13 protein-coding genes and 1 pseudogene are annotated in these 25002 nt (G+C 70.8%); 7 read left to right on the plus strand and 7 right to left on the minus strand.

Annotated features, from left to right (window positions below):
• Positions 1-138: 138 nt before the first annotated feature.
• On the minus strand, positions 139-1605 hold the full coding sequence (locus tag ACFV2X_RS27610) for a non-reducing end alpha-L-arabinofuranosidase family hydrolase (RefSeq protein ID WP_385621298.1): 1467 nt from the start codon (positions 1603-1605) through the stop codon (positions 139-141).
• Positions 1606-2383: 778 nt separating this feature from the next.
• Here ACFV2X_RS27610 and ACFV2X_RS27615 point away from each other — a divergent pair.
• The 3 genes and pseudogenes from ACFV2X_RS27615 to ACFV2X_RS27625 all read left to right on the plus strand — a co-directional run bounded on the left by ACFV2X_RS27615 (position 2384) and on the right by ACFV2X_RS27625 (position 5097).
• Positions 2384-3814, plus strand: coding sequence for an endo-1,4-beta-xylanase (locus tag ACFV2X_RS27615; protein ID WP_385621300.1), 1431 nt, complete (start codon positions 2384-2386; stop codon positions 3812-3814).
• A 99-nt stretch (positions 3815-3913) separates the two neighbouring features.
• Positions 3914-4368, plus strand: a pseudogene (locus ACFV2X_RS27620) (RICIN domain-containing protein); the annotation flags it as partial.
• 405 nt (positions 4369-4773) lie between these two features.
• A complete protein-coding gene (locus ACFV2X_RS27625) occupies positions 4774-5097 on the plus strand; it encodes a hypothetical protein (protein ID WP_385621303.1) in 324 nt (107 codons plus the stop codon).
• A gap of 85 nt (positions 5098-5182) precedes the next feature.
• Here ACFV2X_RS27625 and ACFV2X_RS27630 read toward each other — a convergent pair whose 3' ends face one another.
• Positions 5183-6208 (minus strand): amidohydrolase family protein, encoded by a 1026-nt coding sequence (locus ACFV2X_RS27630; RefSeq protein ID WP_385621305.1) that lies wholly within the window; start codon positions 6206-6208, stop codon positions 5183-5185.
• A 20-nt stretch (positions 6209-6228) separates the two neighbouring features.
• The gene (locus ACFV2X_RS27635) at positions 6229-7119 is read right to left on the minus strand and encodes an NAD(P)H-binding protein (RefSeq protein WP_385621308.1); all 891 of its coding nucleotides are present in this window, start codon (positions 7117-7119) and stop codon (positions 6229-6231) included.
• A gap of 66 nt (positions 7120-7185) precedes the next feature.
• Here ACFV2X_RS27635 and ACFV2X_RS27640 point away from each other — a divergent pair, with 66 nt between their 5' ends.
• The 3 genes from ACFV2X_RS27640 to ACFV2X_RS27650 are packed head-to-tail and all read left to right on the plus strand — an operon-like array spanning position 7186 to position 8984.
• A complete protein-coding gene (locus tag ACFV2X_RS27640; RefSeq protein WP_385621310.1) occupies positions 7186-7824 on the plus strand; it encodes a TetR/AcrR family transcriptional regulator in 639 nt (212 codons plus the stop codon).
• Positions 7724-8683, plus strand: a complete 960-nt coding sequence (locus ACFV2X_RS27645) for a carbon-nitrogen hydrolase family protein (protein ID WP_385621312.1) — start codon at positions 7724-7726, stop codon at positions 8681-8683. Before ACFV2X_RS27640 ends, ACFV2X_RS27645 begins: the two co-directional genes overlap by 101 nt.
• 4 nt (positions 8684-8687) lie before the next feature.
• Entirely contained in the window at positions 8688-8984 is a 297-nt protein-coding gene (locus ACFV2X_RS27650) for a TetR/AcrR family transcriptional regulator (RefSeq protein ID WP_385621315.1), read from the plus strand.
• Between the two features lie 7 nt (positions 8985-8991).
• Here the strand turns inward: ACFV2X_RS27650 and ACFV2X_RS27655 are convergent, their stop codons facing one another.
• From ACFV2X_RS27655 to ACFV2X_RS27670, 4 genes are read right to left on the minus strand one after another with little or no spacing between them, the layout of a single operon-like run.
• The gene (locus ACFV2X_RS27655; RefSeq protein WP_385621317.1) at positions 8992-10245 is read right to left on the minus strand and encodes a glycosyltransferase; all 1254 of its coding nucleotides are present in this window, start codon (positions 10243-10245) and stop codon (positions 8992-8994) included.
• Between the two features lie 49 nt (positions 10246-10294).
• A complete protein-coding gene (locus tag ACFV2X_RS27660) occupies positions 10295-11032 on the minus strand; it encodes an NAD-dependent epimerase/dehydratase family protein (protein WP_385621320.1) in 738 nt (245 codons plus the stop codon).
• Positions 11032-12057, minus strand: a complete 1026-nt coding sequence (locus ACFV2X_RS27665; protein ID WP_385621322.1) for a Gfo/Idh/MocA family protein — start codon at positions 12055-12057, stop codon at positions 11032-11034. Before ACFV2X_RS27665 ends, ACFV2X_RS27660 begins: the two co-directional genes overlap by 1 nt.
• A complete protein-coding gene (locus ACFV2X_RS27670; RefSeq protein ID WP_385621325.1) occupies positions 12057-13838 on the minus strand; it encodes an NDP-hexose 2,3-dehydratase family protein in 1782 nt (593 codons plus the stop codon). Before ACFV2X_RS27670 ends, ACFV2X_RS27665 begins: the two co-directional genes overlap by 1 nt.
• A gap of 209 nt (positions 13839-14047) precedes the next feature.
• On the opposite strand from ACFV2X_RS27670, the gene ACFV2X_RS27675 reads away from it, so the two are divergent.
• Positions 14048-24928, plus strand: coding sequence for a type I polyketide synthase (locus ACFV2X_RS27675; RefSeq protein ID WP_385621326.1), 10881 nt, complete (start codon positions 14048-14050; stop codon positions 24926-24928).
• The last annotated feature ends 74 nt before the right edge of the window (positions 24929-25002 follow it).

The following is a 25002-nucleotide window of genomic DNA, read 5'->3' on the forward strand; positions in this document are numbered from 1 at the left end:
GCGGCGTGTGCCGGCCCCCCCCCCCGGGCGCGCGGCGTCGTTGGGGCCTGGTTGTTCGTGCCCGCCCGGGGGGGCCCCCCGCCCCCCCCCCCCCCCCCCACGCCGGCTCCATACCGGAGCCGGACTCGTGTCACGCCGTCAGCGCTGCAGTGTCAGCAGGCCCGGACGGTAGGGCAGGAGGCCGTAGTCGCCGCCGGAGTTGGGGCTGCGCCCCTGGTAGAGCAACTGCAGATTGCAGGGATCGACGGTCATGGTCTGATCGGGGCTGGTGCGGATCAGTTCGCCATGGCTGATGTCGTTGGTCCAGGTGGCGCCACTGTTGGCCTTGCCGGCGAAAGGATTGCTCTCGGTCGCGGCCTGGGGTGTCCATGAGCCGTTCAGACTGGTGGCCGTGAACGAGCGGAAGTAGCGGCCCTGCGAGCCGATCGCCTCGACGATCATGAGGTAGCGGTTCTGGCCCTGCAGCTTGTAGACCTGCGGGGCTTCGAACAGGTTGTTCGTCGTATCGCTCATGATCACTGTCGAGGTCGTGCCGAAGCTGCCCGGGAAGTTCCCGATCGGCATACTGGCCCGGTAGATCTTGCCGTTGTCACCGGCGAAGAACAGGTACATGTTCGTCCCGTCACCGATGAGCGTCTGGTCGATGGGTCCTGTTCCGGAGCCGGAGATGCTTCCGGAGAAGAGCACCTGCTGGGATGACCAGCCATTCGGGTTGGTGGGGTCGCTCGACGTCCGGTAGGAGAAGGCGGTCCCACCCCATTGGTAGGCGAGCACCCAGATGTCCTTCGGCGCGAAGTAGAAGAGCGTGGGCGCGACGGTGGAAGCCGACATCGTGTTCTGACTGGCCGAGGCCATCTCCGACCAATTGGTGAACAGGCCGAAGTTCATCGAACCCCATCTCGTCCCCGTGTCGTGTGTCGTCGCATAGACGAGTTGCCTGCCGTTGTAGGGGACGACGGTGAAGTCCTTGAGCGAGACCCATCCCGGCTTGGGCTGCGCCAGCGCGCCCGTTGATGTCCAGCGGTATGTCGATGGAAGATCGCACGGGCCAGGGTTGCCGCCGCCGACCTTGACGAGCTGCCACTGCTGGTTGGTGCCGCCCCAGTCGTCGTACTGGACGACGTTCGCGTCGTCGGCGGTGGAGGCACCTTGTACTTCGAGTGCCTTGTTGCTGTGGCGCGAAATGAACCTTACGTAGCCATCCGGGCTGTCGGCCAGCCGCCACTGCTGGTTGGTGCCGTTCAGGTCGGCCCACTGGACGATCGAGCCGCCGTTCGCGGTGGACCAGTTGTGGACGTCCAGGACCTTGCCGGAGTGGCGGGACTTGATGCGGTAGTAGCCGTCCCCGGAATCGACGAACTGCCACTGCTGCTGGTTCTGATCGTTCCTGGTCCACTGGGTGATGCGGGCACCGTCGTCGGTCGCCATGTTGTAGACATCCAGGGCCTTGCCGCTGTTGCGGTTGACCAGCACATACGAGGCGTTGAGGTCTACGGTCGCCGCGCCGGCGGGCTGGGCACCGAGGAAGGTAGCCACGAGCAGCAAGGGCGCAAGGGCGGCGAGTAAGCGTCTCAGACGGACCGGGGACGGGTGGCGGAACCACATAAGAGGGCCTCCTTTGGGGGGCGGGGGTGAGGTGACCTCGATGAACCGCGGAGCGCATGTGCCGAGGGACAGCAGCAATCCGGAAAGTTTCGAACAATTTCCGGATGCTTTGACGCCACAAGCTAGGAATGTGGGGCCCTCTGGTCAAGGCCTGTCGCCGATCTGTCCACAAACAGCGCCTCCCTTTTGGGCTTGACACGTCAAGTAAGTGGCGTCCGCGCAGCGTCCCGACCCCGACCTCGACTCTGGAATGTTTCGGGCGAGGAACCGAAATTTTTCTGCAGGGAGTATTGACGATCCATCGTCAATGCCTCAATCATCCCTGTCTGAGAAAGCGGTCATGGTTCGAGATGTCGAACCACATCGGCCCTGAGCAATCTGTGCTGCACGGCAGATCCATGCACAGCTGCACGACAGATCCGCGCACCAAAGCACCTGCGCCACCCCGTTTCGTTCCGGTGAGGTTCGCACCAGCGCCTCCTGGCTCTTCGCGCAGTTGGAGAGGTACGCGACGCCGCGGGGCGGTCCCCCCCGGCTGAGCTGCGATGGAGCACCCCATGCCTGTGTCGAAACACCGCCGCCGCCCGCCGTACGTCACCCGACGACCGACCGGGTGCCGTCCGTGCCGGTTGAGATCGTCCCGGTCCCATGATCGCGGTGTCCGGTGATTCCGTGCTGCCCGGGTTCCGGCCCGCCCCGTCCATCTGCCGACTGGGAGCGGACGACGCATTCCCCTGCCCTTCAGTCCTTCCGTGATTCCTACCTTGGAGGCACAGTCATGGGCTCGTATGCCCTTCCCAGACGCGTTATCCGCCAGAAGATCCGCGGCCTGCTGTTGGCGCTGGTCGTCGGCGTCCTCGGTGCGGTCGCCACACTGGTCGCGCCGCCGACCGCACACGCCGCCGAGAACACGCTCGGCGCCGCAGCGGCGCAGAGCGGCCGCTACTTCGGCACCGCCATCGCCTCGGGCAGGCTGGGCGACTCGGCGTACACGACGATCGCGGGCCGTGAGTTCAACTCGGTGACGGCCGAGAACGAGATGAAGATCGACGCCACCGAACCGCAGCGGGGCCAGTTCAACTTCACCGCCGGTGACCGCGTCTACAACTGGGCGGTGCAGAACGGCAAGCAGGTGCGCGGTCACACCCTGGCCTGGCACTCCCAGCAACCCGGCTGGATGCAGAGCCTCAGCGGCAGCACACTGCGCCAGGCGATGATCGACCACATCAACGGCGTGATGGGCCACTACAAGGGCAAGATCGTCCAGTGGGACGTCGTGAACGAGGCCTTCGCCGACGGCAACTCAGGAGCACGGCGCGACTCCAACCTCCAGCGCACCGGCAACGACTGGATCGAGGTCGCCTTCCGCACCGCGCGCGCCGCCGACCCGGCCGCCAAGCTCTGCTACAACGACTACAACGTCGAGAACTGGACCTGGGCCAAGACCCAGGCCGTGTACGCCATGGTCCGGGACTTCAAGCAGCGCGGCGTACCGATCGACTGCGTCGGCTTCCAGTCGCACTTCAACAACGACAGCCCCTACAACAGTAACTTCCGCACCACCCTGCAGAACTTCGCCGCCCTCGGCGTCGACGTGGCCATCACCGAACTCGACATCCAGGGCGCCTCGGCCACGACCTACGCCAACGTGACCAACGACTGTCTGGCCGTCCCGCGCTGCCTCGGCATCACCGTCTGGGGTGTGCGCGACTCCGACTCCTGGCGACCGGAGCAAACGCCGCTGCTGTTCAACCGCGACGGCAGCAAGAAGCCCGCCTACACCGCCGTCCTCAACGCACTCAACGGCGGCTCCACTACGCCCCCTTCGGATTCCGGACAGATCAAGGGCGTCGGTTCAGGCCGCTGCCTCGACGTGCCCGGCACCAGTACCACCGACGGCACCCAGCTCGACCTGTGGGACTGCAACAACGGCACCAACCAGCAGTGGACGTACACCGCCGCCGGTGAGCTCAGGGTCTACGGCGACAAGTGCCTGGACGCCGCCGGCACCGGCAACGGCACCAAAGTTCAGATCTACAGCTGCTGGGGCGGCGACAACCAGAAATGGCGCCTCAACGCCGATGGATCCATCGTCGGCGTCCAGTCCGGCCTCTGCCTCGACGCCGTCGCAGGCGGCACCGCCAACGGCACCCTGATCCAGCTCTACTCCTGCTCGAACGGCAGCAACCAACGCTGGACCCGCACCTGAGAGGACCTGCCACAAACGAAAGGGTGAATCGATGAAGACCTACGGTGCGGCTTCCCTTGCCCCCCACGAAGACTTCGCTGGTGGTCCCGGGTCGCCGCCGTGGTGGCGGCGACCCTCGCGATCGGCATGCTCGCCGCGGTGAATCCGGCGCCCGCCGAGGCGGCGACGGTGGACGCCAATGCCTGGTATGTCCTGGTCAATCGCAACAGCGGCAAGGCGCTGGACGTCTCCGGCGCGTCCACCGCCGACGGCGCGCGGGTCAGCCAGCGGACGCGCAACGACGGAGCCAACCAGCAGTGGAGTTCGTGGCCTCCGGCGACGGCTGCTACCGCCTCAAGGCCCGGCATTCGGGCCAGGTTCTCGACGTGGCCGGCGCCTCGACCGCAGACGGTGCCGCGATCCAGCAGTGGGCCCACCACAACGGGGCCAACCAGCAGTTCCGCCTGGCCGACTCCGACGCGGGCCACGTCCGGCTGATCAACCGCACCAGCAGCAAGGCGGTGGAGGTGCAGGGCGCCTCCACCGCCGACGGCGGCAACGTCGTCCAGTACAGCCCGCGCCGGGCAGCCGAACGCACATCACCACCTGCGGGCTCGAATAATCATCGCTCCTGGTCAAGCGGCATAGCCGTACTCGTTGATCACGCCGCCGAGAATGCGACCCTCACAGCATCAGTGCTGCATGGCCCACACCTACGGAGGCTCGATGAATGGGGCCTCCGAGGCGGCTGCCCCAGCCTGACGGGGAACGATCACCAGTCTCACGGGGAACGATCTGCAAAGCGCCGAGACGTTCCTGACCAGATGCACTCGTGAACACCCCGAGGCCCTGGTGGACCAGAGATTCAAGAGTGCCGTCGCCGCCCGCGGACAGAAGGTGGGTATCGAAGTCGAAGTGGTGAAACGCAACCCCGGCGACAGCGGGACCCCCGCCTGGCGAGGCGCATGAGTGGTGGGGAATTGCCTCTGGCAGCGGTGCCGGCCCGGCTGGAGGAGCGTGAGCGGGAGATCGCCGCGCAGGCCGAGGCGGCCCAGGAACACATCGCGGAGTTGACCGCGCAGTTGGATGGACTCGGCAAAGCTGCCGAGGAGATCCGGATCACCCGCAAGACCCTGCTGGAACTGCCCGAACCTCAACCGCCCGCGCCGCCGCCCGCCCAACTGCCCGACCATCCGGCCTACCAGCAGATCATGGCGGTGTTCGCCCAGGCCGACACCCCGCTGCGGGCACGCCAGGTGCCTCCGGCTTGGGCGGCGACGGCCTCGGCGTGGACGGTGTGGTAGCCGAGCATCCCAGCGCCGCACCGCCGCCTCCGGCGGCGCCTTGAGCCGCGGCGGGCCGAGCTGGTCGGCCCGTCGCGGCTACCGGTCAGAGCCCGAACAGCTGCTCCGCGTTGCGGTGGGTGATCGCCGCCCGTTCCTCGGCGGTCAGGTCGAGCCCGTCGATGAAGTCCGGCACCTTGCCGAGCCGCAGGAAGGGATAGTCGGTCGACCAGATCACCCGGTCGAGTCCGACGGTCGAGCGTACGAACTCGAATTCGGCGCGGTGCTCCATGCCGCTCGGGGTGATCCAGACGTTCGAGCGGTAGGTCTCGGTGATGGTCCGCGACAGCCCCGTGTCACCCGGCGACAGGACGTCGTCGAGGCGGTTCAGGAAGAACGGCACCATCTCGCCCCAGTGACCGCTGACGACCTGAAGGTCCGGGAGACGGTCGAAGACCCCGCCGAGGATCATCCGCAGCACCTGGATTCCTGCCTCGTGGTGCCAGCCCCAGCCGCCCAGCGACAGCTCCGCCGTGACCTTGTCACGGAACCCTGCGTAGTACGCCTGCTGGACCTGGGGAACCGGGACGAACGGGTGCACGTAGAGCGGCACTCGCAGCTCGGCGATCCGGGCCAGGACCGGCCGGTACACCGGGTCGTCGAGGAACCGCTCGCCCGGCCGGCCGAGGATCAGCACTCCACACATGCCGAGCCCGGACACGGCCCGGTCCAGCTCGGCGACCGCGGCGGCCGGGTCCTGCCATGGCAGGGCCGCGAACCCGTGCAGCCGGTCGGGGTGGGCGGCCACCGCGGCTGCGAGGCGGTCGTTGGCGGCACGACACAGCGCGATGCCCGGATCGGCCGGCACCATCTGGACCGGACTTGTCCAGGACACGATCTGCACGTCGATGCCATGCTCGTCCATCTGCCGGATCCGGTCTTCGCCGAGATCGGCGCCGAGCCGGTAAGCCGTCGTCCGGTCGACCGCGGGGGACCGTCCAGGACCCGGCCGCACAGGCGCCGAGCTTGCGCTCTGGAAGCGTAGGTAGGGCGCCTCGCGGGCAAGCACCGGGGCGGCTGCCTCCATGATCGCCGGGTCGATCGCGTGTTCCTCGACACAGATGAGAGTCATCTCGTCCTCCTGTGGTGCGGTCAGGAGCGGGCCGTGTCGACGGCGGGTCGGAGGGCCTCCGTGCACCACTGACGGAAGGTGGTCGGCGTGCTGTTCTCGGCGATGCGGAGGACGCCCTCGTCGAGGCCGTCGACCTTGGCCCTCGCCATGTCGGCCATCGCCCGAGCCATGCCGGGCGAGGCCCCGAAGGAGAGCATGGCGGTCTCCAGCGACGCAGCCTCGACCTGCACGTAGCGCACCGGGATACCGACCGCGTCGGTGATGACGGCGGCCATGTCGTTGCCCGACAGGTCCTCCGGGCCGAGCACCGGGACGTCGGCGAACCCGGCCCAGGTGCGGTCGAGGAGCAGGCCGGCGGCGACGGTGCCGATGTCCCGGGTGGCCACCAGCGGCAGCTTGCGGTCGGGCGCGAAGGGCCCCGAGATCACGCCCTCGCCCAGGATCGTGCGGATGTCGCGCAGCGTGTTGTCCATGAAGGTCGGGTTGGCCAGCGAGCGGTAGTTCGTGACCTCGGCGAACAGGTCGTCCATGGCCAGTGAGGCGGTGACGTTGCCGGCCCGGCCGGCGACGGCGGTCCCTCGGCCCAGCGCCGAGACCCCGACGACGTGGCGGACGCCATGCGCGGTGACGGCCTCGACGCCCGGCCTGCTGGCCTCGACATAAGCGGTCATCACGTCGGGGGCACGGAGGTCGCTGGGCATCAGCCAGAACACCGCGTCGGCGCCCGCGAACGCCTTGTCGACCACTGCGGCGTCCCGGTGGGAGCCCTCCACGATCTCGACACGGTCGCGGACGGTGGGAGAGAGTCGCCGCGGGTCGCGGACGACGACCCGGACGGGCTCGCCGGCGTCGAGCAGCTGCTCGACGACATGGCGGCCGATTTTGGCGGTGGGTGCGGTGACGACGATCATGAGCAGTCCTTTGTACGGCGCAGCATGTAAACTCGACCGTACCGTTTACTTTTGGAAGGGGCAACCATGGCGGCTCGACGAGGCGAGAAGCTCCGCGAGCACATCCTGTGGACCGCGAAGGACGTGTTCCTCGAATCCGGCTTCGAGCGCACCTCGATGGACGTCGTCGCCCAGCGGGCCGAGACCTCCAAGCGCTCGCTCTACGCCCACTTCCCCAGCAAGGACGCCCTCTTCTCCGGAGTGGTCGCCCTGGTGCGCGAGCTCTACCTCGATCGCCTGGGCTCACCGGAGCACTACGTCACCACGGAGCGGGCCGATCCGGCCGACGCCCTCGTGCGCTACTGCGGACGGCTGCTGCAGCTGCTGCTGTGGTCCTCGTCCCTGCGCACGCTGCGGATGGGGATCGCGGAGGCCGAGCGGGTACCCGAGATCGCGTCCGGCTACTACGAGGCGGTCTTCGAGGCCCCCATGGCGCGTATCGGCGCGTATGTCTCCCGGACCTGGGGCCTGACGCCGGAGGAGGCGCGGGAGGCGGCCGAGATCCTCGTCGGCCGGACGGTCTACCCCGGACTGGTGCAGGGCCTGCTCGGCGTGCGGGAGCCGATTGCCGAGCGCCCCGACGAGGCCACCCTGGCCGCCGACGTCGACCTCGACCGGATCGCCGCGAGCGTCCGGCGACTCGTCCCGGGCGAACCAGCGTCCTAGCCTCAATACCGGTAAAGCCTCCCTGCCGCACCCGCTCGGCGCGGACCTGGCCGTCTTCCCGGAAACCTGGCTCGGCGGCTATCCAGGGTGGGTGTTCGGGCTCGCGGCATGGAACGACGCCGAGGCCCGCCACTGGTTCCAGCGGCTGACCATGGCCAGCGACACCGCCGACGGCGACCACATGCGGGCCCTGCGCCAGGCCGCGGCCACCCACGGCATCAACGTGGTCATCGGTTTCAATGAGCGCAGCAGACCCCACTCGGCCACCCTGTACAACAGCGCCGCCACCATCAGCTCCGACGGGGACCTCCTGGGCGTGCACCGCAAACTGCTCCCCACCCACACCGAGCGTCTGGTATGGACCCCTGGCGACGCCCACGGCCTGCGCGCGTACGACACTTCGGCCGGACGGGTCGGCAGTCTGGTCTGCTGGGAACACTGGCGCCCCATCGCCCGGCACGCGCTGCATCACAGCGACGAACAGATCCATGTGGCACTCTGGCCGGACATGCCCGAAGCCCACCGGCTGGCATCCCGCTCATACGCCTTCGAAGGCCGCTGCTTCGTGGTCAGCGCCGCGACCTGGCTGCCGGTGACCGCCGTACCGGAGGAGGTCAGGGAAGCATACGCCTGCGGGGTGGGCACGGATGCCGACAGCGAGGCATTCTTCCCCGGCGGCTCAGGCATTGTGGGACCCGACGGAGAGTGGCGTACCGAGCCGGTCCTCGGCCCGGCCATGGTGCTGGCGGCCATCGACCTCGCGGATACCGTCGCCTACAAGCACGACCTCGATGTCACCGGTCACTACGACCAGCCCGACCTTCTTCAGTGGTCGGTCCAGGAAGCACGGATACGCTGAATGAATGCCGCGCACTCACAAGACCACGAACAGCACACGCCGTCGCATCCTCACGGAGGCCGCACTGCTGTTCCGCCGCCACGGCTACCGCGGTACCTCTACCCGTCAGATCGCCGAGGCAGTAGGCATCAAGCAGCCCTCCTTGTTCCACCACTTCCCGACAAGCAGCCGTCCGCACACCGACCGGCCGCTACAACGGCGGCCTCGCCGGCTGCGGTCCCGTCCGCCGGGCGACCGATGTCCCCGGTCTCGACCTGCCGACGTGGTCCGCGCCGGCGTCCTGGTGTCCCGGTTGCCGTAGCCGGGTGTCAGGCGGCGGGTTCGGCGGCCCGCTGTTCGCGCCAGCGCCGCACCCACTCCTCCATGATCTCGACCGCCTTGCCGGTGCCGTCCTCGGCGCGCACGGTCTCGCCGACACTCGCCGCCTTGGCGCGGAGTTTCTCGTCGTTCAAGGCCGTGCCGAGCGCCGCGTCCAGGGCCTCGGCGGTGAACTTCGCGTACGGCACGGGTTTGGCCGCCACCCCCAAGGTGTGCACCTGGGCCGCCCAGAACGGGGCGTCGCCGAAGGTCGGCACCACGACCTGGGGCGTGCCGGAGCGCAGCGCCTCTCCCGTGGTGTTGCAGCCGCCGTGGTGGATGACCACCGAGGAGCGTGGGAACAGCCACGGGTAGTGCACATCGTCGACGCGGAACACATCGTCCGGCACGGTGTCCGGGCCGCCGCCCACCAGAATGAGCCGGCGGTCGTGGGAGCGGACCACGTCCAGCACCTTCTCCAAGGTCTTGGCCGGCGGATGCACCGGCCAGATGGAGCCGAAGGACAGGGTCACCGGGGGAGTGCCGTCCGCCATGAACTTCTCCAGCTCGGGTGAGGGGTTCCACTTGCGGTCCCAGAACCAGTAGCCGGTGATGTGCGACAGCTCCGGCCAGTCGGACGGCTCGGTGAAGAGTGTCCGGCTCACCGGGCAGATCAGCGGGACTTCCCGGCCCAGGTTGCCGTATGGCTTGCCGAACGGGAGCTTGGACAGCCCCGCATCCTTGCGGTAGCCGCCCATGGTGACCGAGTCCAGCATCCCCGCCAGGCGGTGGGTCAGCCGGTTGTAGGCCCCTCCCAGCTTGACCTGGGGCGCCATCATCGCGGGCCACTCGGCGGTCGGGTTCAGCGGCCACCAGCTCAGCGAACACCACGGGACGGTGCCGTCGTCCTCGAACATGATCCGGCTCAGGATGCTGTTCACGACCAGATCGGCGCCCGAGCACACCTCCGCGATCCTGGCGGCGAGGCGGCGGTTGTGCTCGGGGCTCTGTCGCGGGACCTTGCGGGCGGCGCGGAACAGCGAGGCCCCCTGCTGGAGGGCCTCCGCGAGGGCCGGGTGGGCCAGGAAGTCGCGCGGGCTGCCCGGCAGGGCGGCAAAGTCCAGCCCGGCCTCTCCGACGAGTGCCTCGAAGTCCTCGTGGGTGGCCAGGGTCACCGTGTGCCCCCGGGACTCGAGGGCTCTGCCCAGCGCGATGAACGGCTGGACATCTCCGCGTGACCCCGTGACGACGAGCGAGACCTGCATGAATCCTCCGTACGAGTGTGACTGGTGGGACGGCTCGGACCGGGCGGGCTCAGTAATACGCGACGTACCGGTCGAGGATCCGGTCGAGATAGCCGGGCTCGGTGACCGAGCGCATCGGTGGCAGCAGCTTGCACAGCTTGTCGATGGAGACCCTGGTCAGCGTGGGTGCCACATCGACCACGTCGTATCGGGGGCGGGTGGACATACGGCGCTCGATGCCGCGCACGATCGACTCGACCGGCCAGGGGACTCCCGAAGCGACGTTCACCACCTCGTCCTGAACCCCCTGGGCGAGCAGCCCGTCGATCGCCAGCACCACATCGCTCACATCCACCAGATCGCGGTGTGCGTTGCGGTACAGGGTCACGCTGCCACTGCGGACCTGGCCCACGAACGACGGCAGCAGCTGGTGGGACCGCTGCCACCGGCCGATCGCGTGGCTCAGGCGTAGCGTCAGCCACCCCGGCCCGGCCTCGGCGACGGCGCCCTCCAGCATGAGCTTCTGTCTGCCGTACGGTGACGGAGGGTCCACGGGCGCGTCCTCGGCCACCGCGATCTCGGTGGATCCGTACATGGCGTGTGAGGCACTGGACAGATAGACGAGGAGACGGCCCTCGCGCCGACAGCGTCGTGCGACGTCGTGTACCAGCTCCGCCTCGCGGGCGAAGTCCCCCGGGGTGCCCGCGTTGGTACTGGACACCCCCGCGGCCAGTACGGTGGCGTGCGGGTGCCGGTCCGCGACGGCGGCCAGATTGCGAGCGATGAAGCCGTTGCCGATGATTTCCATCAGGGCCGCTTCCCGGAGGCAACACGGGTGGCGGACCCGGCGATCCGGTCCAGCAGCTCGGCCGTGCGCACCGTGGTGGCGGCCCAGGCGGCGTGGCCGGGGTCGGCCCCGGTGTCCTGGGCCCGGCGCACCGCCCCGGCGAAGGAGGCCACCGAGCTCGCGAACTGGTGCTCGGCGGGGAGCACGATCTCCTCCGCGTGGTCCTGCTCGTCGATGCGTAACAGCGGGGACAGAGTGGCGGGCGGGGTGAACGCCCGGTCCACGGTCAGCCGCCCGGTGTTGCCCCACAGGGTGTACCTCGCCCCGTAGCCGTGCTCGAAGCCGAAGGTCAGCGTCACCGTTTCCCCGGCCGCCGCCACCAGCAGGGCGCTGCCCGCCACATCCACCCCCGTCTTCGGGTCGTCGCGCAGCACCGCACCAGCCACGGAGAGGTCGTCGCCGAGGAAGTACTGGGCGAGCCGTACGGGGTAGATCCCCGCGTCGAGCAGGGCGCCGCCACCGAGTTCGGGCCGGTAGCGCACATCGGAGGCGGGCAGCGGGGGGAAGCAGAACGCGGCGTCGATGTGCTGGAGCCGACCGATGCGACCGGCCGCCAGCAGCTCGGCCACCCGACGGTGCAGCCCGTGGTGGACGAACGCGATGTTCTCGCGCAGCACCAGCCCGCGCTCCGCCGCCAGCCGCGCGAGCTCCGCGGTGTCCGCCGCCCTGGTGGTGAGTGGTTTCTCGGCCAGTACGTGAGTGCCGCACTCGAGGGAGCGGCGCGCCCACAGGTGGTGCAGGGCGTTGGGGACCGTGACGTAGACGGCGTCGATGTCGTCCCGGTCCAGCAGTCGCTCGTAGCCGTGGACCGGGACGCAGTCGAAGTCGTCGGCAAACCGTGCCGCCTTCTGCGGATCGCGGCTGGCGATGGCGGCGATGGTGACCTCTGGGAGGTCCCGCATCGCGGGGAGCGTCCGCCGCCGGGCTATCGAGGACGCGCCGAGGACGCCGACGCGCACGGGAGTGGGTTCGGAGGGCTTGTCCATCAGTCACTCAGTCCCGTTTCGGACATCAGGCCGTGCAGACAGGCGATGAGGCTTCTCGCCTGGACGTTCACATAATGGCTATGGCGCAGGAGGCGGGCCAGCTGGCGCATGGTCACCCAGCGGAAGTCGTCGGGGACCGCCAGATCGCGGTCCGCGTCGACCTCGACGACGAGATAGCGGCTGCGGGTGTGGAAGAACCGGCCGCCCTCCTCGGAGAGCATGGTGTCGAAGCGGATGGCGTCCGCCGGCGCGCCCAGCACCTCGTCCAGGAACGGGGGGTACGCCTCGGCCGGCAGGACCTTGTAGTTCTGTGGAGTGCACTGCACGGTCGGGGCCAGCTCGACCACGTCCACGAAGCCCGGCTCCGCCTTGAGATGAACCAGTGCGTGCAGCCACCCCGTCGCCGCGTCGCGCCTGACCAGGAACGCCACGATCCCGGTGTCCCGGCACTCGATCATCGGCTGCGCCCAGCCGCCGACCTCACGGCTGCCGGTGCGTACATCCACCGCCATGACGTCGAAGAACAGGCCGGATTCATGCGCTATCCGGTCCGCGGACCGGTGCCAGCCCTGGACCTCGCCGAGGCCGGTGAGGGTGGCGTCGAGGTCCGAACGGACCCGCGCGTCGTTGATCCAGCTGCGGAGGTGACCCATGGTGTGCGGCGCTCGCCTGTCGCCGTTCTCGTCGCCCCCGTCCGGGCCGCCCGCGAACGGGAGGCAGGACAGCACGGTCCGCGAGTCCATGTTCACCAGGTCGTCCTCGGCGAGCAGGGCGTGCAACTGGCCGATGGTCAGCCAGTGGAAGCCGTCCAGCGGCTCCACGTCCTCGGTCACTTCGACAATCATGTTTCGATTGCGTTTCCGATGGAACCAGGAGCCCTGTTCCGAATGCAGGACGTCGGCCAGCACCTGTCTCGACGGCGGATCCCGGAAGTACTCCAGATAAGGCACAGGCCGTCCGCCGTGCACCCCGGTGTAGTTGCTCCTGGTCGCCTGCACGGTGGGGGAGAGCTGTATACCGTTGCGGTTTCCGGGTTCCATCTTGGCCTGCATCAGACAATGCAGTACGCCATTGAACTCCTTGACCAGGATTCCTAATATGCCGACTTCTCGCTGGACGATGATCGGCTGTGCCCAATCGCGAACGGGTCCCTGGTCGTTCCGTATCCGCAAACCTTGTATCGAAAAGAATCGGCCGGTCTCATGGACGAGGTTCCCCGTCCTATCCTCGAATCGCCAGCCTGTCAAATCGTCCCACGGGATGCGGCGCACCCGCGACGAATCGCTCGCACTGTACTCCCCGAACCACTGGTGAAATTCCCAGAGGCTGCGGCCCGCGCCGTCGACGGCCTGCGCGGACCGCGCGATCCGCGCCGGTAAGCAGGCGTCCGGCTCGCCTGACGACGTGGGACGGCCTGGAGAGTTGCAGGTCACCGGTCCACTCCTCGTTTCCCCTGCTACCGCGCAGCGCTGTGTGGTCGCTTGTGGGTTGGCTTGAATTCGACCGCCGCCTGCGGGCGGTGTGGCAGCCGGAATCCGGCGATCCGATCCGATGCCGACCGACGTCGCTGTCGTGTCGCACGGAGTCTGTTGGCCGGATGGTTTCCGGTCAGATTGATTGGGGTCGCCGTGTTGTCCGGTGATGCGTTGCGTGATCACAGCCAAACGTGATGCGCCCCGGGCTGTCAAGCGGCCACCGTGTTCATGTTCCGGCCGTGTGTCGCGGGAGGTTGTGAGACCGCCGGTCGGTTCCACAAGTCCGTGACATGTGATCAGCGTCACTTTTGACTTGTGGTCCGAACAGGCAGCTATAGAGTGATTGCGGAGATCACGTTGACGCCGGAGTTCACCCCGACGGCTGTCTGAAGTTGCAACAGATGTTCGGAAGATTTATTCGAACGGTTATCAGGTCGTCGGCAGATGGCCTTTCAGTGATCATCTCTAATATGCTGAGCATAGGAACCGAAGCGCGACGGGGGATGTAATTGTCCATGTCAGTGGATGCGTTACGGCATGCTCGCGTCGACAGGGGGATCGCAGTAGTCGGGATATCCACCCGCTTACCCGAAGCGAATTCACCGGCGGACTTCTGGCGCCTGCTCCACGACGGCGCCGACGCGGTGACCCCGGTGCCGCCCGGCCGGTGGGCCCGCCACCCCGACGAGGCCGCACAGGCCCCGGGACACGGCGCCTTCCTCGATCAAGTGGACTGCTTCGACGCCGACTTCTTCGGCATCTCGCCGCGTGAGGCGGCGGCCATGGACCCCCAGCAGCGACTCGCCCTCGAACTCGGCTGGGAGGCCCTCGAGGACGCGGGGCTCACCCCGGACCGGGTCTCGGGGAGCCGGGCGGGCGTTTTCATCGGAGCCATCAGCGACGACTACGCCACGCTGACCCGGCGGCGGGACACCACGGCGGTCACCCATCACACGCTGACCGGCCTGCACCGCAGCATGATCGCCAATCGGCTCTCCTATCTGCTCGGCATCCGCGGACCGAGCCTGGTCGTCGACTCCGGCCAGTCCTCCTCCCTCGTCGCCGTGCACATGGCCTGTCAGAGCCTCCGCAACGGAGAGTGTGAACTCGCCCTCGCCGGCGGGGTCAACCTCAATCTCACCTTCGACGGCACGCTGAGCGTCTCCCGGTTCGGCGGACTCTCACCGGACGGCCGCTGCTTCACCTTCGACGCCCGCGCCAACGGCTATGTCCGGGGCGAGGGCGGTGGTTTCGTCCTCCTCAAGCCCCTCGCGCGGGCGCTCGCCGACGGCGACCGTATCCACGGTGTGCTGCGCGGCAGCGCGGTCAACAACGACGGAGGCGGCGACAGCCTCACCACCCCCAGCCAGGCCGCCCAGGAAGACGTGCTGCGCCGGGCCTGCGCCGACGCCGGGATCGGCCCCGGCGAGGTGCAGTACGTGGAACTGCACGGCACCGGCACCGCGGTCGGGGACCCCATCGAGGCGGCCGCCCTGGCGTCGGTGTTCGGCGCGTCGCGGCAGCCGGACACCCCGCTGCTGGTCGGTTCGGCCAAGACCAACGTGGGACACCTGGAGGGCGCCGCCGGTATCACCGGTCTGATCAAGGTGCTGCTCGCCCTGAAGTCCGGCCGGCTCCCCGCCAGCCTCAACTTCGAGACGCCCAACCCCCGTATTCCGCTGGAGGAGTGGAACCTCCGGGTGCAGACCGGGCTGACCCCGTGGCCGCGGCCCGAGGCACCGCTGCTGGCCGGCGTGTCCGCGTTCGGGATGGGCGGCACCAACGCGCATGTGGTGGTCGAGCAGGCGCCCGCTGTCGACGAGCCGACCCCCGTGGACCAGGCGACCCCGGTCCTGGACGTCGGCTCCGTGCTGCCCTGGCCGGTGTCCGGCCGCAGCGCGCGCGGACTGCGCGGACAGGCGGCACGGCTCAGGGAGTTCGCCGCCGACACAACCGGCGCCGCGACCGTCGCCGCACCCGCCGACCCGGCGGACATCGCATGGTCGCTGGCGTCGTCGCGGGCCGCGCTGGAACACCGCGCCGTGGTGCTGGCCGGAAACCGTGAGGAGTTCCTCGGCGGGCTGGCCGCGATCGCTTCCGCCGACCCCGCGGAACACGTCGTACACGGCACCGCCACGGGCGAGGCCGCCGATGTGGTGTTCGTCTTCCCGGGGCAGGGGTCGCAGTGGGTCGGCATGGCGACCGAACTCCTCGACTCATCGCCGGTGTTCGCCGACTCCGTCGAGAAGTGCGCGGCGGCGCTGGCGCCGTACATCCAATGGGACCTGCTGGACGTCCTGCGGAACACCTCGGGCGACAACCCGCTCGAGCGCGTGGACGTGGTACAGCCGGTGCTGTGGGCCGTGATGGTCTCGCTCGCCCAGGTGTGGCGCGCGGCAGGCATCTCCCCGGCAGCGGTGGTCGGGCACTCCCAGGGAGAGATCGCGGCCGCCTGCGTCTCCGGCGCACTGTCGCTGGACGACGGCGCCCGGCTGGTGGCGCTGCGCAGCCGCGCCATCGCCGAGGAGCTGGCGGGCCTGGGCGGCATGGTCTCGATCGCGGCCCCCGTCGCATGGGTGCGGGAGCTCCTGGCCGACCGGGACGGCGTCTGGGTGGCGGTCGTCAACGGCCCCGCCGCCACGGTCGTCGCGGGCGGCCCCGACGCCCTCGCCGGGACCGTCACCGCCTGTGAGCGGGCCGGTGTACGGACCCGGACCATCGCGGTGGACTACGCCTCGCACACGCCGCATGTCGAGCGGGTGCGTGAGCGGCTGCTGGAACTGGCCGCCCCCATCGCCCCGCGCACCGGCGAGGTGCCCCTGTACTCGACCGTCACCGGCGCGCCCGTCGACGGCGCGGAGCTGGACGCCGGGTACTGGTACCGGAATCTGCGGGAGCCGGTGCTCTTCCAGGACACCCTCGGTGCCCTGCTGGGGGCCGGGAAGACGGTGTTCCTCGAAGTAAGCCCGCATCCGGTGCTCACCACCGCGGTGGCCGAGGCCGCTCAGGCAGCCGGCGCCGACGTCTTCGCCGGCGGAACGCTGCGCCGCGACCAGGGCGGCGCCAGGCGGTTCCTGACCTCCGTAGCCGAGCTGTGGGCCCACGGCGTCGCTCCCGACTGGGCCCGGCTGTTCGCGGGCACCGGTGCCCGCCGTACCGACCTGCCCACCTACGCCTTCCAGCGCGACCGCCACTGGCTCGACGCCCCCGGCGCCGACGCGCCGCCCGTCGCCGTCGCGGAGCCGGAGCAGGAGCAGGAGCCGGAGCAGGAGTCCCCGGCCGCGGACGGGCCGGAGGATGTGCTGCGGGTGGTGCGGGGCAACACCGCCGCCGTGCTGGGGCAGCCGGTGTCGGCGGAGCTCGACGTACGACGGACGTTCAAGGACCTCGGGTTCGACTCCGTCATGCTTGGCGAACTCTGCGGCCGGGTGAACACCGCCCTCGGCATACGGCTGACCACCGCCACCCTTTTCGACCACCCCACCCCGGCCGGGCTGGCCGGCCACATCGAGACCGCGCAGACCGGCCACCGGCCCGCGGCGGCCACCGGTCAGGGCGTCCGCGCCCTGACCGCGGCCGACCCCGACGAGCCGATCGCCATCATCGGGATGAGCTGTCGCTTCCCCGGCAAGGTGGCCTCCCCCGAGGATCTGTGGCGGCTGGTCGCCACCGAGGGGGACGCGATCTCGGGGTTCCCCGAGGATCGCGGCTGGGACCTGGAGCGGCTGCGCAAGGCCGACGCCACCGGCGGCAGCTTCGCCGAGGGCGGTGGATTCCTCGACCAGGTCACGGACTTCGACGCGCGCTTCTTCGGGATATCGCCGCGCGAGGCGCTGGCGATGGACCCGCAGCAGCGGCTGCTGCTGGAGACCTCCTGGGAGCTGCTGGAGCGGGCGGGCATCGACCCGGACACCCTGCGGGACAGCAGGACCGGTGTCTTCGTCGGCACCATGGACCAGGAGTACGGGCCGCGGCTGCACGACGCCCCCGAGGCCCTGGACGGCTATCTGCTCACCGGCAAGACCACCAGCATCGCCTCCGGGCGCATCGCCTATCTGCTCGGGCTGACCGGCCCCGCCATCACCGTCGACACGGCGTGCTCCTCGTCGCTGGTGGCCCTGCATCTGGCGGTGCGGTCCCTGCGCCAGCGGGAGTCCTCGCTGGCGCTGGTCGGCGGGGTGACGGTGCTGTCCACCCCGGGCATCTTCACCGAGTTCAGCCGCCAGCAGGGCCTGGCGCGGGACGGCCGCTGCAAGGCGTTCGCGGCCGCGGCCGACGGCACCGGCTTCGCCGAGGGCGCCGGGATGCTGCTGGTCGAGCGGCTGTCGGACGCGCGGCGCAATGGACACCGGGTACTGGCCGTGGTGCGCGGCTCGGCGGTCAACCAGGACGGCGCGTCCAACGGTCTGACGGCACCCAGCGGGCTGTCCCAGCAGAGGGTCATCCGCGACGCGTGGGCCGACGCGGGCCTGGCCCCCTCCGACGTGGACGTGGTGGAGGCCCACGGCACCGGAACCGCGCTGGGCGACCCGATCGAGGCCCAGGCGCTGCTGGCCACCTACGGCCAGGAGCGCCCCGGCGACGATCCCCTGCTGCTGGGTTCGGTGAAGTCCAACATCGGTCACACCCAGGCGGCCGCGGGCATCGCCGGAGTCATCAAGACCGTGATGGCCATCCGCCACGGGATGGTCCCCGCCACCTTGCACGTGGACGCGCCGACGTCACAGGTCGACTGGGCCACCGGCGCGGTCGCGCTGGTGACCGAGGGCACGCCCTGGCCCGAGCGCGACCGGGCGCGGCGCGCGGCGGTGTCGTCCTTCGGGATCAGCGGGACCAACGCGCATGTGATCATCGAGCAGGAGCCCCTCGCAGCCGAGCCCGCACCAGCGGGCGCGCCCGCGCCCGCGATGCGCGGCCGCGGCGCGCTGCCCTGGGTGGTGTCGGCCCGTACCGCCGGCGGGCTGCGGGCCCAGGCCGAGCGGCTGCGCGCGTTCGCCGCCGCCTGCGACGCCACGCCCGAGGACCTGGGCCGGTCGCTCGCGACGACGCGCGGCGCGCTGGAACACCGCGCCGTGGTGGTCGCTGAGGACCGGGACGCCTTCTTGGCCGGTCTCGGCGCCCTCGCGACCGGGGAGCCGGCCGCGGGCGTGGTGAGCGGGACCGCCCCGGCCCAGCCGGGCGGAGTGGTGTTCGTCTTCCCCGGCCAGGGCGGCCAGTGGGCCGGCATGGCCACCGAACTGCTCGCGTCCTCCCCGGCGTTCGCCGCCTCGATGGACGCGTGCGCCCAGGCGCTGGCGGCCGAGGTCGACTGGGACCTGATCGCGGCCGTACACGACGCGGACGCACTGCGGCGCGTGGAGATCGTGCAGCCGGTGCTGTGGGCCGTGATGGTGTCCCTGGCACAGATGTGGCAAGCGGCCGGCATATCCCCGGCCGCGGTGGTCGGACACTCCCAGGGAGAGCTCGCGGCCGCCTGTGTGTCCGGCGCGCTGTCGCTCGCCGACGGGGCGCGGCTGGTGGTCCTCCGCAGCCGCCTGGCCGCGGCCGAACTGGCCGGCGGCGGCCGGATGCTGTCGATCACCGCCTCGGCCGACCGCGTCTCGGAGCTGCTCGCGGACCGCGCCGACGTATGGATCTCGGTGGTCAACGGCCCGGCCGCCACGGTGGTCGGCGGCACGCCCGAGGCCGTCGCCGAGGTGATGGCCGAGGCCGAGAGCGCCGGGCTGCGCCCGAAGATGATCGCGGTCGACTACGCCTCGCACACCCCCCATGTCGAGCGCATCCGGGAGCCGTTGCTGGCCGGTGCCGCCTCGGTGGCGCCGCGGCCCGGCGCCGTCCCGATGTACTCGACCGTCACCGGCGCACCGGTCGAGGGCCGGGCACTCGACGCCGAGTACTGGTACCGCAATCTGCGGGAGCCGGTGCGGTTCCAGGACACCGTGCGGGCCGTGCGCGACGCGGGACACACGGTCTTCGTCGAGGTCAGCCCGCACCCGGTGCTCACCGCGGTACTTCAGGCCGAAGGCGGCGGCGAGGCCGAGGGCCCCGATGTCCTCGCGGTCGGCACCCTGCGGCGCGAACAGGGCGGGATCGACCAGGTCCTCACCTCCCTGGCCGCGCTCTGGATCCGCGGACTGGCCCCCGACTGGTCGCGGGTGTTCGCCCCCGGCGGCGACCTTGTCGAGCTGCCGACCTACGCCTTCCAGCGCGACCGTTACTGGCTCGCGCCCACGTCCTCCGGCGCCGAGGTCCGCGTCGACCTACCGTCCTCGCCCGTGCCCGAGGCGCTCGAGGGCTTCCCCCGGAGGGTGGCCGAGGCGACCTCCGCCGCGCACCGGACGCGCGTGGTGCTGGACGAGGTGTGTGCCCACGCGGCCGCTGTACTGGGCTGGTCAGCGCCCGGAGACGTCGAGGTCGGGCGGGCGTTCCGCGAGGCGGGCTTCGACTCGCTGACGGCCGTGGAGCTGCGGAACCGGCTCGCGGCCGCGACCGGGGTGAACCTCTCGCCCACCGTTGTGTTCGACCACCCCACGCCGCTCGCGCTCGCCGAGCACCTGCGGGACCGGCTCCTCGGCGAGGACGGGACGGCCACGGCGGACGACGCCCCCGTGGCCGCCGACGACCCCATCGCGATCGTGTCGGCCGGCTGCCGGTTCCCCGGCGATGTGCGCTCCCCGGAGGACCTGTGGCAGCTTCTGCTGTCCGACCGGGACGTGATCTCCGGCTTCCCGGTCGACCGCGGCTGGCCCCTGGAGGACCTGTCCCACCCGGACCCCGGCCGGCCCGGCACCAGCTCTGTCCAGCAGGGCGGTTTCCTCCACGACGCCGCCGAGTTCGACGCGGAGTTCTTCGGGATATCGCCGCGCGAGGCGCTGGCGATGGACCCGCAGCAGCGGCTGCTGCTGGAGACCTCCTGGGAGGCCCTGGAACGGGCCGGGCTCGACCCTGCGGCGCTGCGCTCCAGCCGGACCGGCGTGTTCATCGGCGCCGTCCCGCACGGCTACGGCAGCGGCTCGGCCGATCCGCAGGGCACCGAGGGCTATCTGTTCACCGGCGCCGCGGGCAGCGTGGCCTCGGGCCGCGTCGCGTACACCTTCGGCCTGGAGGGTCCGGCCATCACGGTGGACACCGCGTGCTCCTCGTCGCTGGTGGCGTTCCACCTGGCGGTGCAGTCGCTGCGGCAGGGCGAGTGCTCCCTGGCGCTGGTCGGCGGGGTGACGGTCATGTCCACCCCGACGGTGTTCACCGAGTTCAGCCACCAGGGCGCGCTCGCGCCCGACGGCAGGTGCAAGCCCTTCGCCGCCGGCGCGGACGGCACCGCGTGGGGCGAGGGCGTCGGCGTGGTGCTCCTGGAGCGGCTGTCGGACGCGGTGCGAGGCGGCCATCAGGTGCTGGCCGTGGTGCGGGGCAGCGCGGTGAACCAGGACGGCGCGTCCAACGGGCTCACCGCGCCGAACGGTCCGTCGCAGCAGAGGGTGGTCCGCCAGGCCCTGGCCAACGCCCGGCTGTCGGCGGCGGATGTGGACGTGGTCGAGGCGCATGGCACGGGTACGTCGCTGGGCGACCCGATCGAGGCGCAGGCGCTGCTGGCGACGTACGGCCGGGACCGGCCCGCCGACCGCCCGCTGCTGCTCGGCTCGGTCAAGTCCAACATCGGCCACACCTCCGCGGCCGCCGGCGTGGCCGGGGTCATCAAAATGGTGATGGCGATGCGCCACGGGGTCGTGCCCGCGACGCTGCACGTGGACGAGGTGTCCCCGCATGTGGACTGGGAGTCCGGTGCGGTCGAGCTGGTGACGGAGAATCTGGCCTGGCCCGAACTCGACCGGGTGCGGCGGGCTGCCGTCTCCTCGTTCGGGGTGAGCGGCACCAACGCGCATGTGATCCTCGAGCAGGCCCCGGCGGCCGGAGACCTCTCCGCCGACGAGCGGCCGGCGCACACGGGGGCGCTGCCCTGGGTGGTGTCGAGCCGCTCGGCGGAGGGCCTGCGCAGCCAGGCGCACCGGTTGCGGGAGTTCGCCGCCGCCTCGGAGGCCGACACCGCCGACATCGGCTGGTCGCTGGCGTCGACCCGGGCGGGGCTTGAGCACCGCGCGGTGGTCGTGGCGGACGATCGGGAGGGCTTTCTGCGGGCGCTCGACGCCCTCGCGGCCGGGGAACCCGCGGCCCATGTGGTGACCGGCGAGGTGTCCGGCGGGTCCCGCGGCGCGGTGTTCGTCTTCCCCGGGCAGGGTTCGCAGTGGGTCGGCATGGCGACCGAACTCCTCGAAGTCTCAACGGCGTTCGCTGATTCCATCGAGAGGTGTGCGGGGGCGTTGGCGCCGCATATCGAGTGGGATCTGTTGGAGGTGTTGCGCGAGGAGGGTCCGCTGGAGCGGGTGGATGTGGTGCAGCCGGTGTTGTGGGCGGTGATGGTGTCGCTGGCCGAGGTGTGGCGTTCGGTGGGGGTGGAGCCGTCGGCGGTGATCGGCCACTCGCAGGGTGAGATCGCGGCGGCTTGTGTGTCGGGGGCGTTGTCGTTGGAGGACGGGGCGCGGCTGGTGGCGCTGCGCAGCCGGGTGATCGCCGAGGACCTGGCCGGCCAGGGCGGGATGGTGTCCGTGGCGGCCTCCGTCGAGCGCGTCGAGGAGCTCCTCGAAGGACGCGACGGCGTGTGGATCGCGACCGTCAACGGCCCGGACAGCGTCGTCGTCGCGGGCGATCTGGCCTCCCTCGACGAGACGATGGCGGCGGCTGAGGGGGCGGGGGTGCGGGCGCGTCGGGTGGCGGTGGATTACGCGTCGCATACGCCGCATGTGGAGCGTATCCGGGGGCGGTTGCTGGAGTTGGCGGCGCCGATCGTGCCGCGTGCGGGCGATGTGCTGATGTATTCGACGGTGACCGGGGCGCCGGTGACGGGTGTGGAGCTGGACGCGGAGTACTGGTATCGCAATCTGCGGGAGCGGGTGGCGTTCCATGACACCGTGCGGGTCCTGCTCGACCAGGGCGACCGGGTGTTCCTGGAGGTCAGCCCGCATCCGGTGCTGGCTGGCGCCATCCAGGAGGCCGGCCGCGTCCGGTCGGTGGACACCGCGGTGACCGGCACCCTCAGGCGCGGCGAAGGAGGCTCCCGGCGGTTCCTGACCTCGCTCGGCGAGCTGTGGGTACGGGGCACCGGCCCCGACTGGGCCCGGGTGTTCGCGGGCACCGGAGGCCGCCGCGTCGACCTGCCCACGTACGCCTTCCAGCCCAAGCGCTACTGGCTCGACTCCGCCGCCCCGCGCTCCGCGGCGGCCGCCGACGAGAACGCCGCTTTCTGGGAGGTCGTGGAGCGCGAGGACCTGGAAGGACTCGCGCGAACCCTGCGGCTGGAGGACGCGGGCCCCGAGCTGACGGCCGTCCTGCCCGCCCTGACGGCGTGGCACCGGCGCCACAAGGCGGCCTCCGCGATGGAGTCCTGGCGGTACCGGGCCGACTGGAAGCCGCTGACCGGCCACGCGCCGGCCACCCTCTCCGGCACCTGGCTGGTGGCCGGCACCCGCGAGCAGCTCGAGGGCGAGCTGTACGAGGCGGTCGCCGGGGCCCTGCGCGACCACGGAGCGGCCGTCGAACCGCTGACGGCCCCCGAGGACGGGCAGCGGTGGGCCGATGTGCTCGCCGCGCACACCGAGGCGGCCGGGGTGCTGTCGCTGCTCGCCGACGACGAATCGCCGCTCGACGGCACGCCCGCCGTGCCGGCCGGTTTCGGCCGGACACTGCTGCTGATCCAGGGACTTGAGAAGTCGGGCGCGACCGCCCCGCTGTGGTGCCTCACCCGGGGCGCGGTGTCCGTCGGCGGCCAGGACCCGCTCACCGGCCCGGCCCAGGCGCTGGTCTGGGGGCTGGGCCGCGTCGTGGCGCAGGAACTGCCCACGCGCTGGGGCGGCCTGGTGGACCTGCCCCTCGCCCCGGACACCAAGGACCTCGGCCGGCTGTGCGCGGCGCTGGCCGATCGGAGCGGCGAGGACCAGGTCGCGGTCCGTCCGTTCGGGACCTTCGGCCGCCGGATCGTCCGGGCGCCGCTCGGCGACGCGGCGGGCGACGGCTGGACCCCGGGCGAGGGAACGGTGCTCATCACCGGCGGCACCGGGGCCCTCGGCGGGCAGGTGGCCCGCAGGATGGCCGCCCAGGGCGCCCGGCATCTGCTGCTCGTCAGCCGCCGGGGGCAGGCCGCCCCCGGCGCGGCCGACTTGGTGGCCGAGCTGGCCGCCGCGGGCGCCGAGGTGACGGTGGCCGCCTGCGACATCGCGGACGCCGACGCGCTGCGCGACCTGCTGGCCTCAATCCCCGACGCGTACCCGCTGACCGCGGTGTTCCACACCGCCGCCGTACTGGACGACGGGGCCGTGACCGCCCTGACGCTCGACCAGGTCGACAGCGTGCTGCGGGTCAAGGCCGAGGCGGCCTGGCGGCTGCACGAGCTGACCGCGCGACTGGGCTCGGACCTGTCCGCCTTCGTGCTGTTCTCCTCGCTGGCGGGCACCGTCGGCATGGCGGGCCAGGGCAACTACGCCCCCGGCAACGCCTACCTGGACGCGCTGGCCGCCTACCGGCGCTCGCGCGGGCTCGTGGCCACCTCGGTGGCCTGGGGATCCTGGGCGCAGGGCGGCATGGCCGAACGGGACGCGGTGACCGATGTCCGGGTCCGGCACGGTGTACCGCTGCTGCCTCCGGAGTCCGCCGTCCTGGCGCTGGAGGCAGCGCTCGCCCACGGCGACGCGGCCGTCGTCATCGCCGACATCGACTGGGACCGGTTCGCCCACGCCTACACCGCGACACGCCCCAGCCGTCTGCTCGACGAGCTGCCCGAGACCCGGCAGGCCCTGGGCACTGGCCAGGCCACCGGCACGGACACCACCCACGCGCTGCGCGACCGGCTCGCCGGCCTGGGCCCGCAGGAGCGCGAGCGGCAGCTGTTCGACGCCGTACGCACCCAGGCGGCGGCCGTGCTCGGACACGACTCCGCCGATGCGGTGGACCCCCGGCGGCAGTTCCTCGAACTCGGTCTGGACTCGGTCACCGCGGTGGAGCTGCGCAACCGGCTGGGCCTCGCGACCGGTCTGCGGCTGCCCGCCACCGTGGTCTTCGACCGGCCGACCGTGGCCGACCTCGCCCGACACCTCGACGACGAGATGTTCGGCGGGCTCCAGGAGCCGGAGAACCCCGGCGCCGCGGAACTCGACCGGCTCGAAGTCCTGCTGAAGGAGCTGCCGGACGGGGCCCCGGCGAGAGCGGCCATCGCCGGGCGGCTGCGGCATCTGCTGTGGTCGTCCACCGGCGACCGCCCGGCCGAGGACGCCGTGGACTCCGCGGAGCTCGAGGACGCGTCGAACGACGAGATCTTCGACTTCATCGAGAAGGAATTCGGGATCTCCTGACCCGCCCCGCGCCATCGGCAACGACATCGCGCGGACACGCCCACAACTGACCCACGATCGAGGGCAAGAACATG

Source organism: Streptomyces sp. NPDC059679 (assembly GCF_042734105.1).
In the GTDB taxonomy this organism is placed as follows: Bacteria; Actinomycetota; Actinomycetes; order Streptomycetales; family Streptomycetaceae; genus Streptomyces.

Coding starts and splice junctions, on each gene's coding strand:
- ACFV2X_RS27660 (WP_385621320.1), bottom strand. CDS start 11,032: ATGGAAATCATCGGCAACGGCTTCATCGCTCGCAATCTGGCCGCCGTC.
- ACFV2X_RS27640 (WP_385621310.1), top strand. CDS start 7,186: ATGGCGGCTCGACGAGGCGAGAAGCTCCGCGAGCACATCCTGTGGACC.
- ACFV2X_RS27635 (WP_385621308.1), bottom strand. CDS start 7,119: ATGATCGTCGTCACCGCACCCACCGCCAAAATCGGCCGCCATGTCGTC.
- ACFV2X_RS27610 (WP_385621298.1), bottom strand. CDS start 1,605: ATGTGGTTCCGCCACCCGTCCCCGGTCCGTCTGAGACGCTTACTCGCC.
- ACFV2X_RS27630 (WP_385621305.1), bottom strand. CDS start 6,208: ATGACTCTCATCTGTGTCGAGGAACACGCGATCGACCCGGCGATCATG.
- ACFV2X_RS27655 (WP_385621317.1), bottom strand. CDS start 10,245: ATGCAGGTCTCGCTCGTCGTCACGGGGTCACGCGGAGATGTCCAGCCG.
- ACFV2X_RS27665 (WP_385621322.1), bottom strand. CDS start 12,057: ATGGACAAGCCCTCCGAACCCACTCCCGTGCGCGTCGGCGTCCTCGGC.
- ACFV2X_RS27675 (WP_385621326.1), top strand. CDS start 14,048: ATGTCAGTGGATGCGTTACGGCATGCTCGCGTCGACAGGGGGATCGCA.
- ACFV2X_RS27650 (WP_385621315.1), top strand. CDS start 8,688: ATGCCGCGCACTCACAAGACCACGAACAGCACACGCCGTCGCATCCTC.
- ACFV2X_RS27615 (WP_385621300.1), top strand. CDS start 2,384: ATGGGCTCGTATGCCCTTCCCAGACGCGTTATCCGCCAGAAGATCCGC.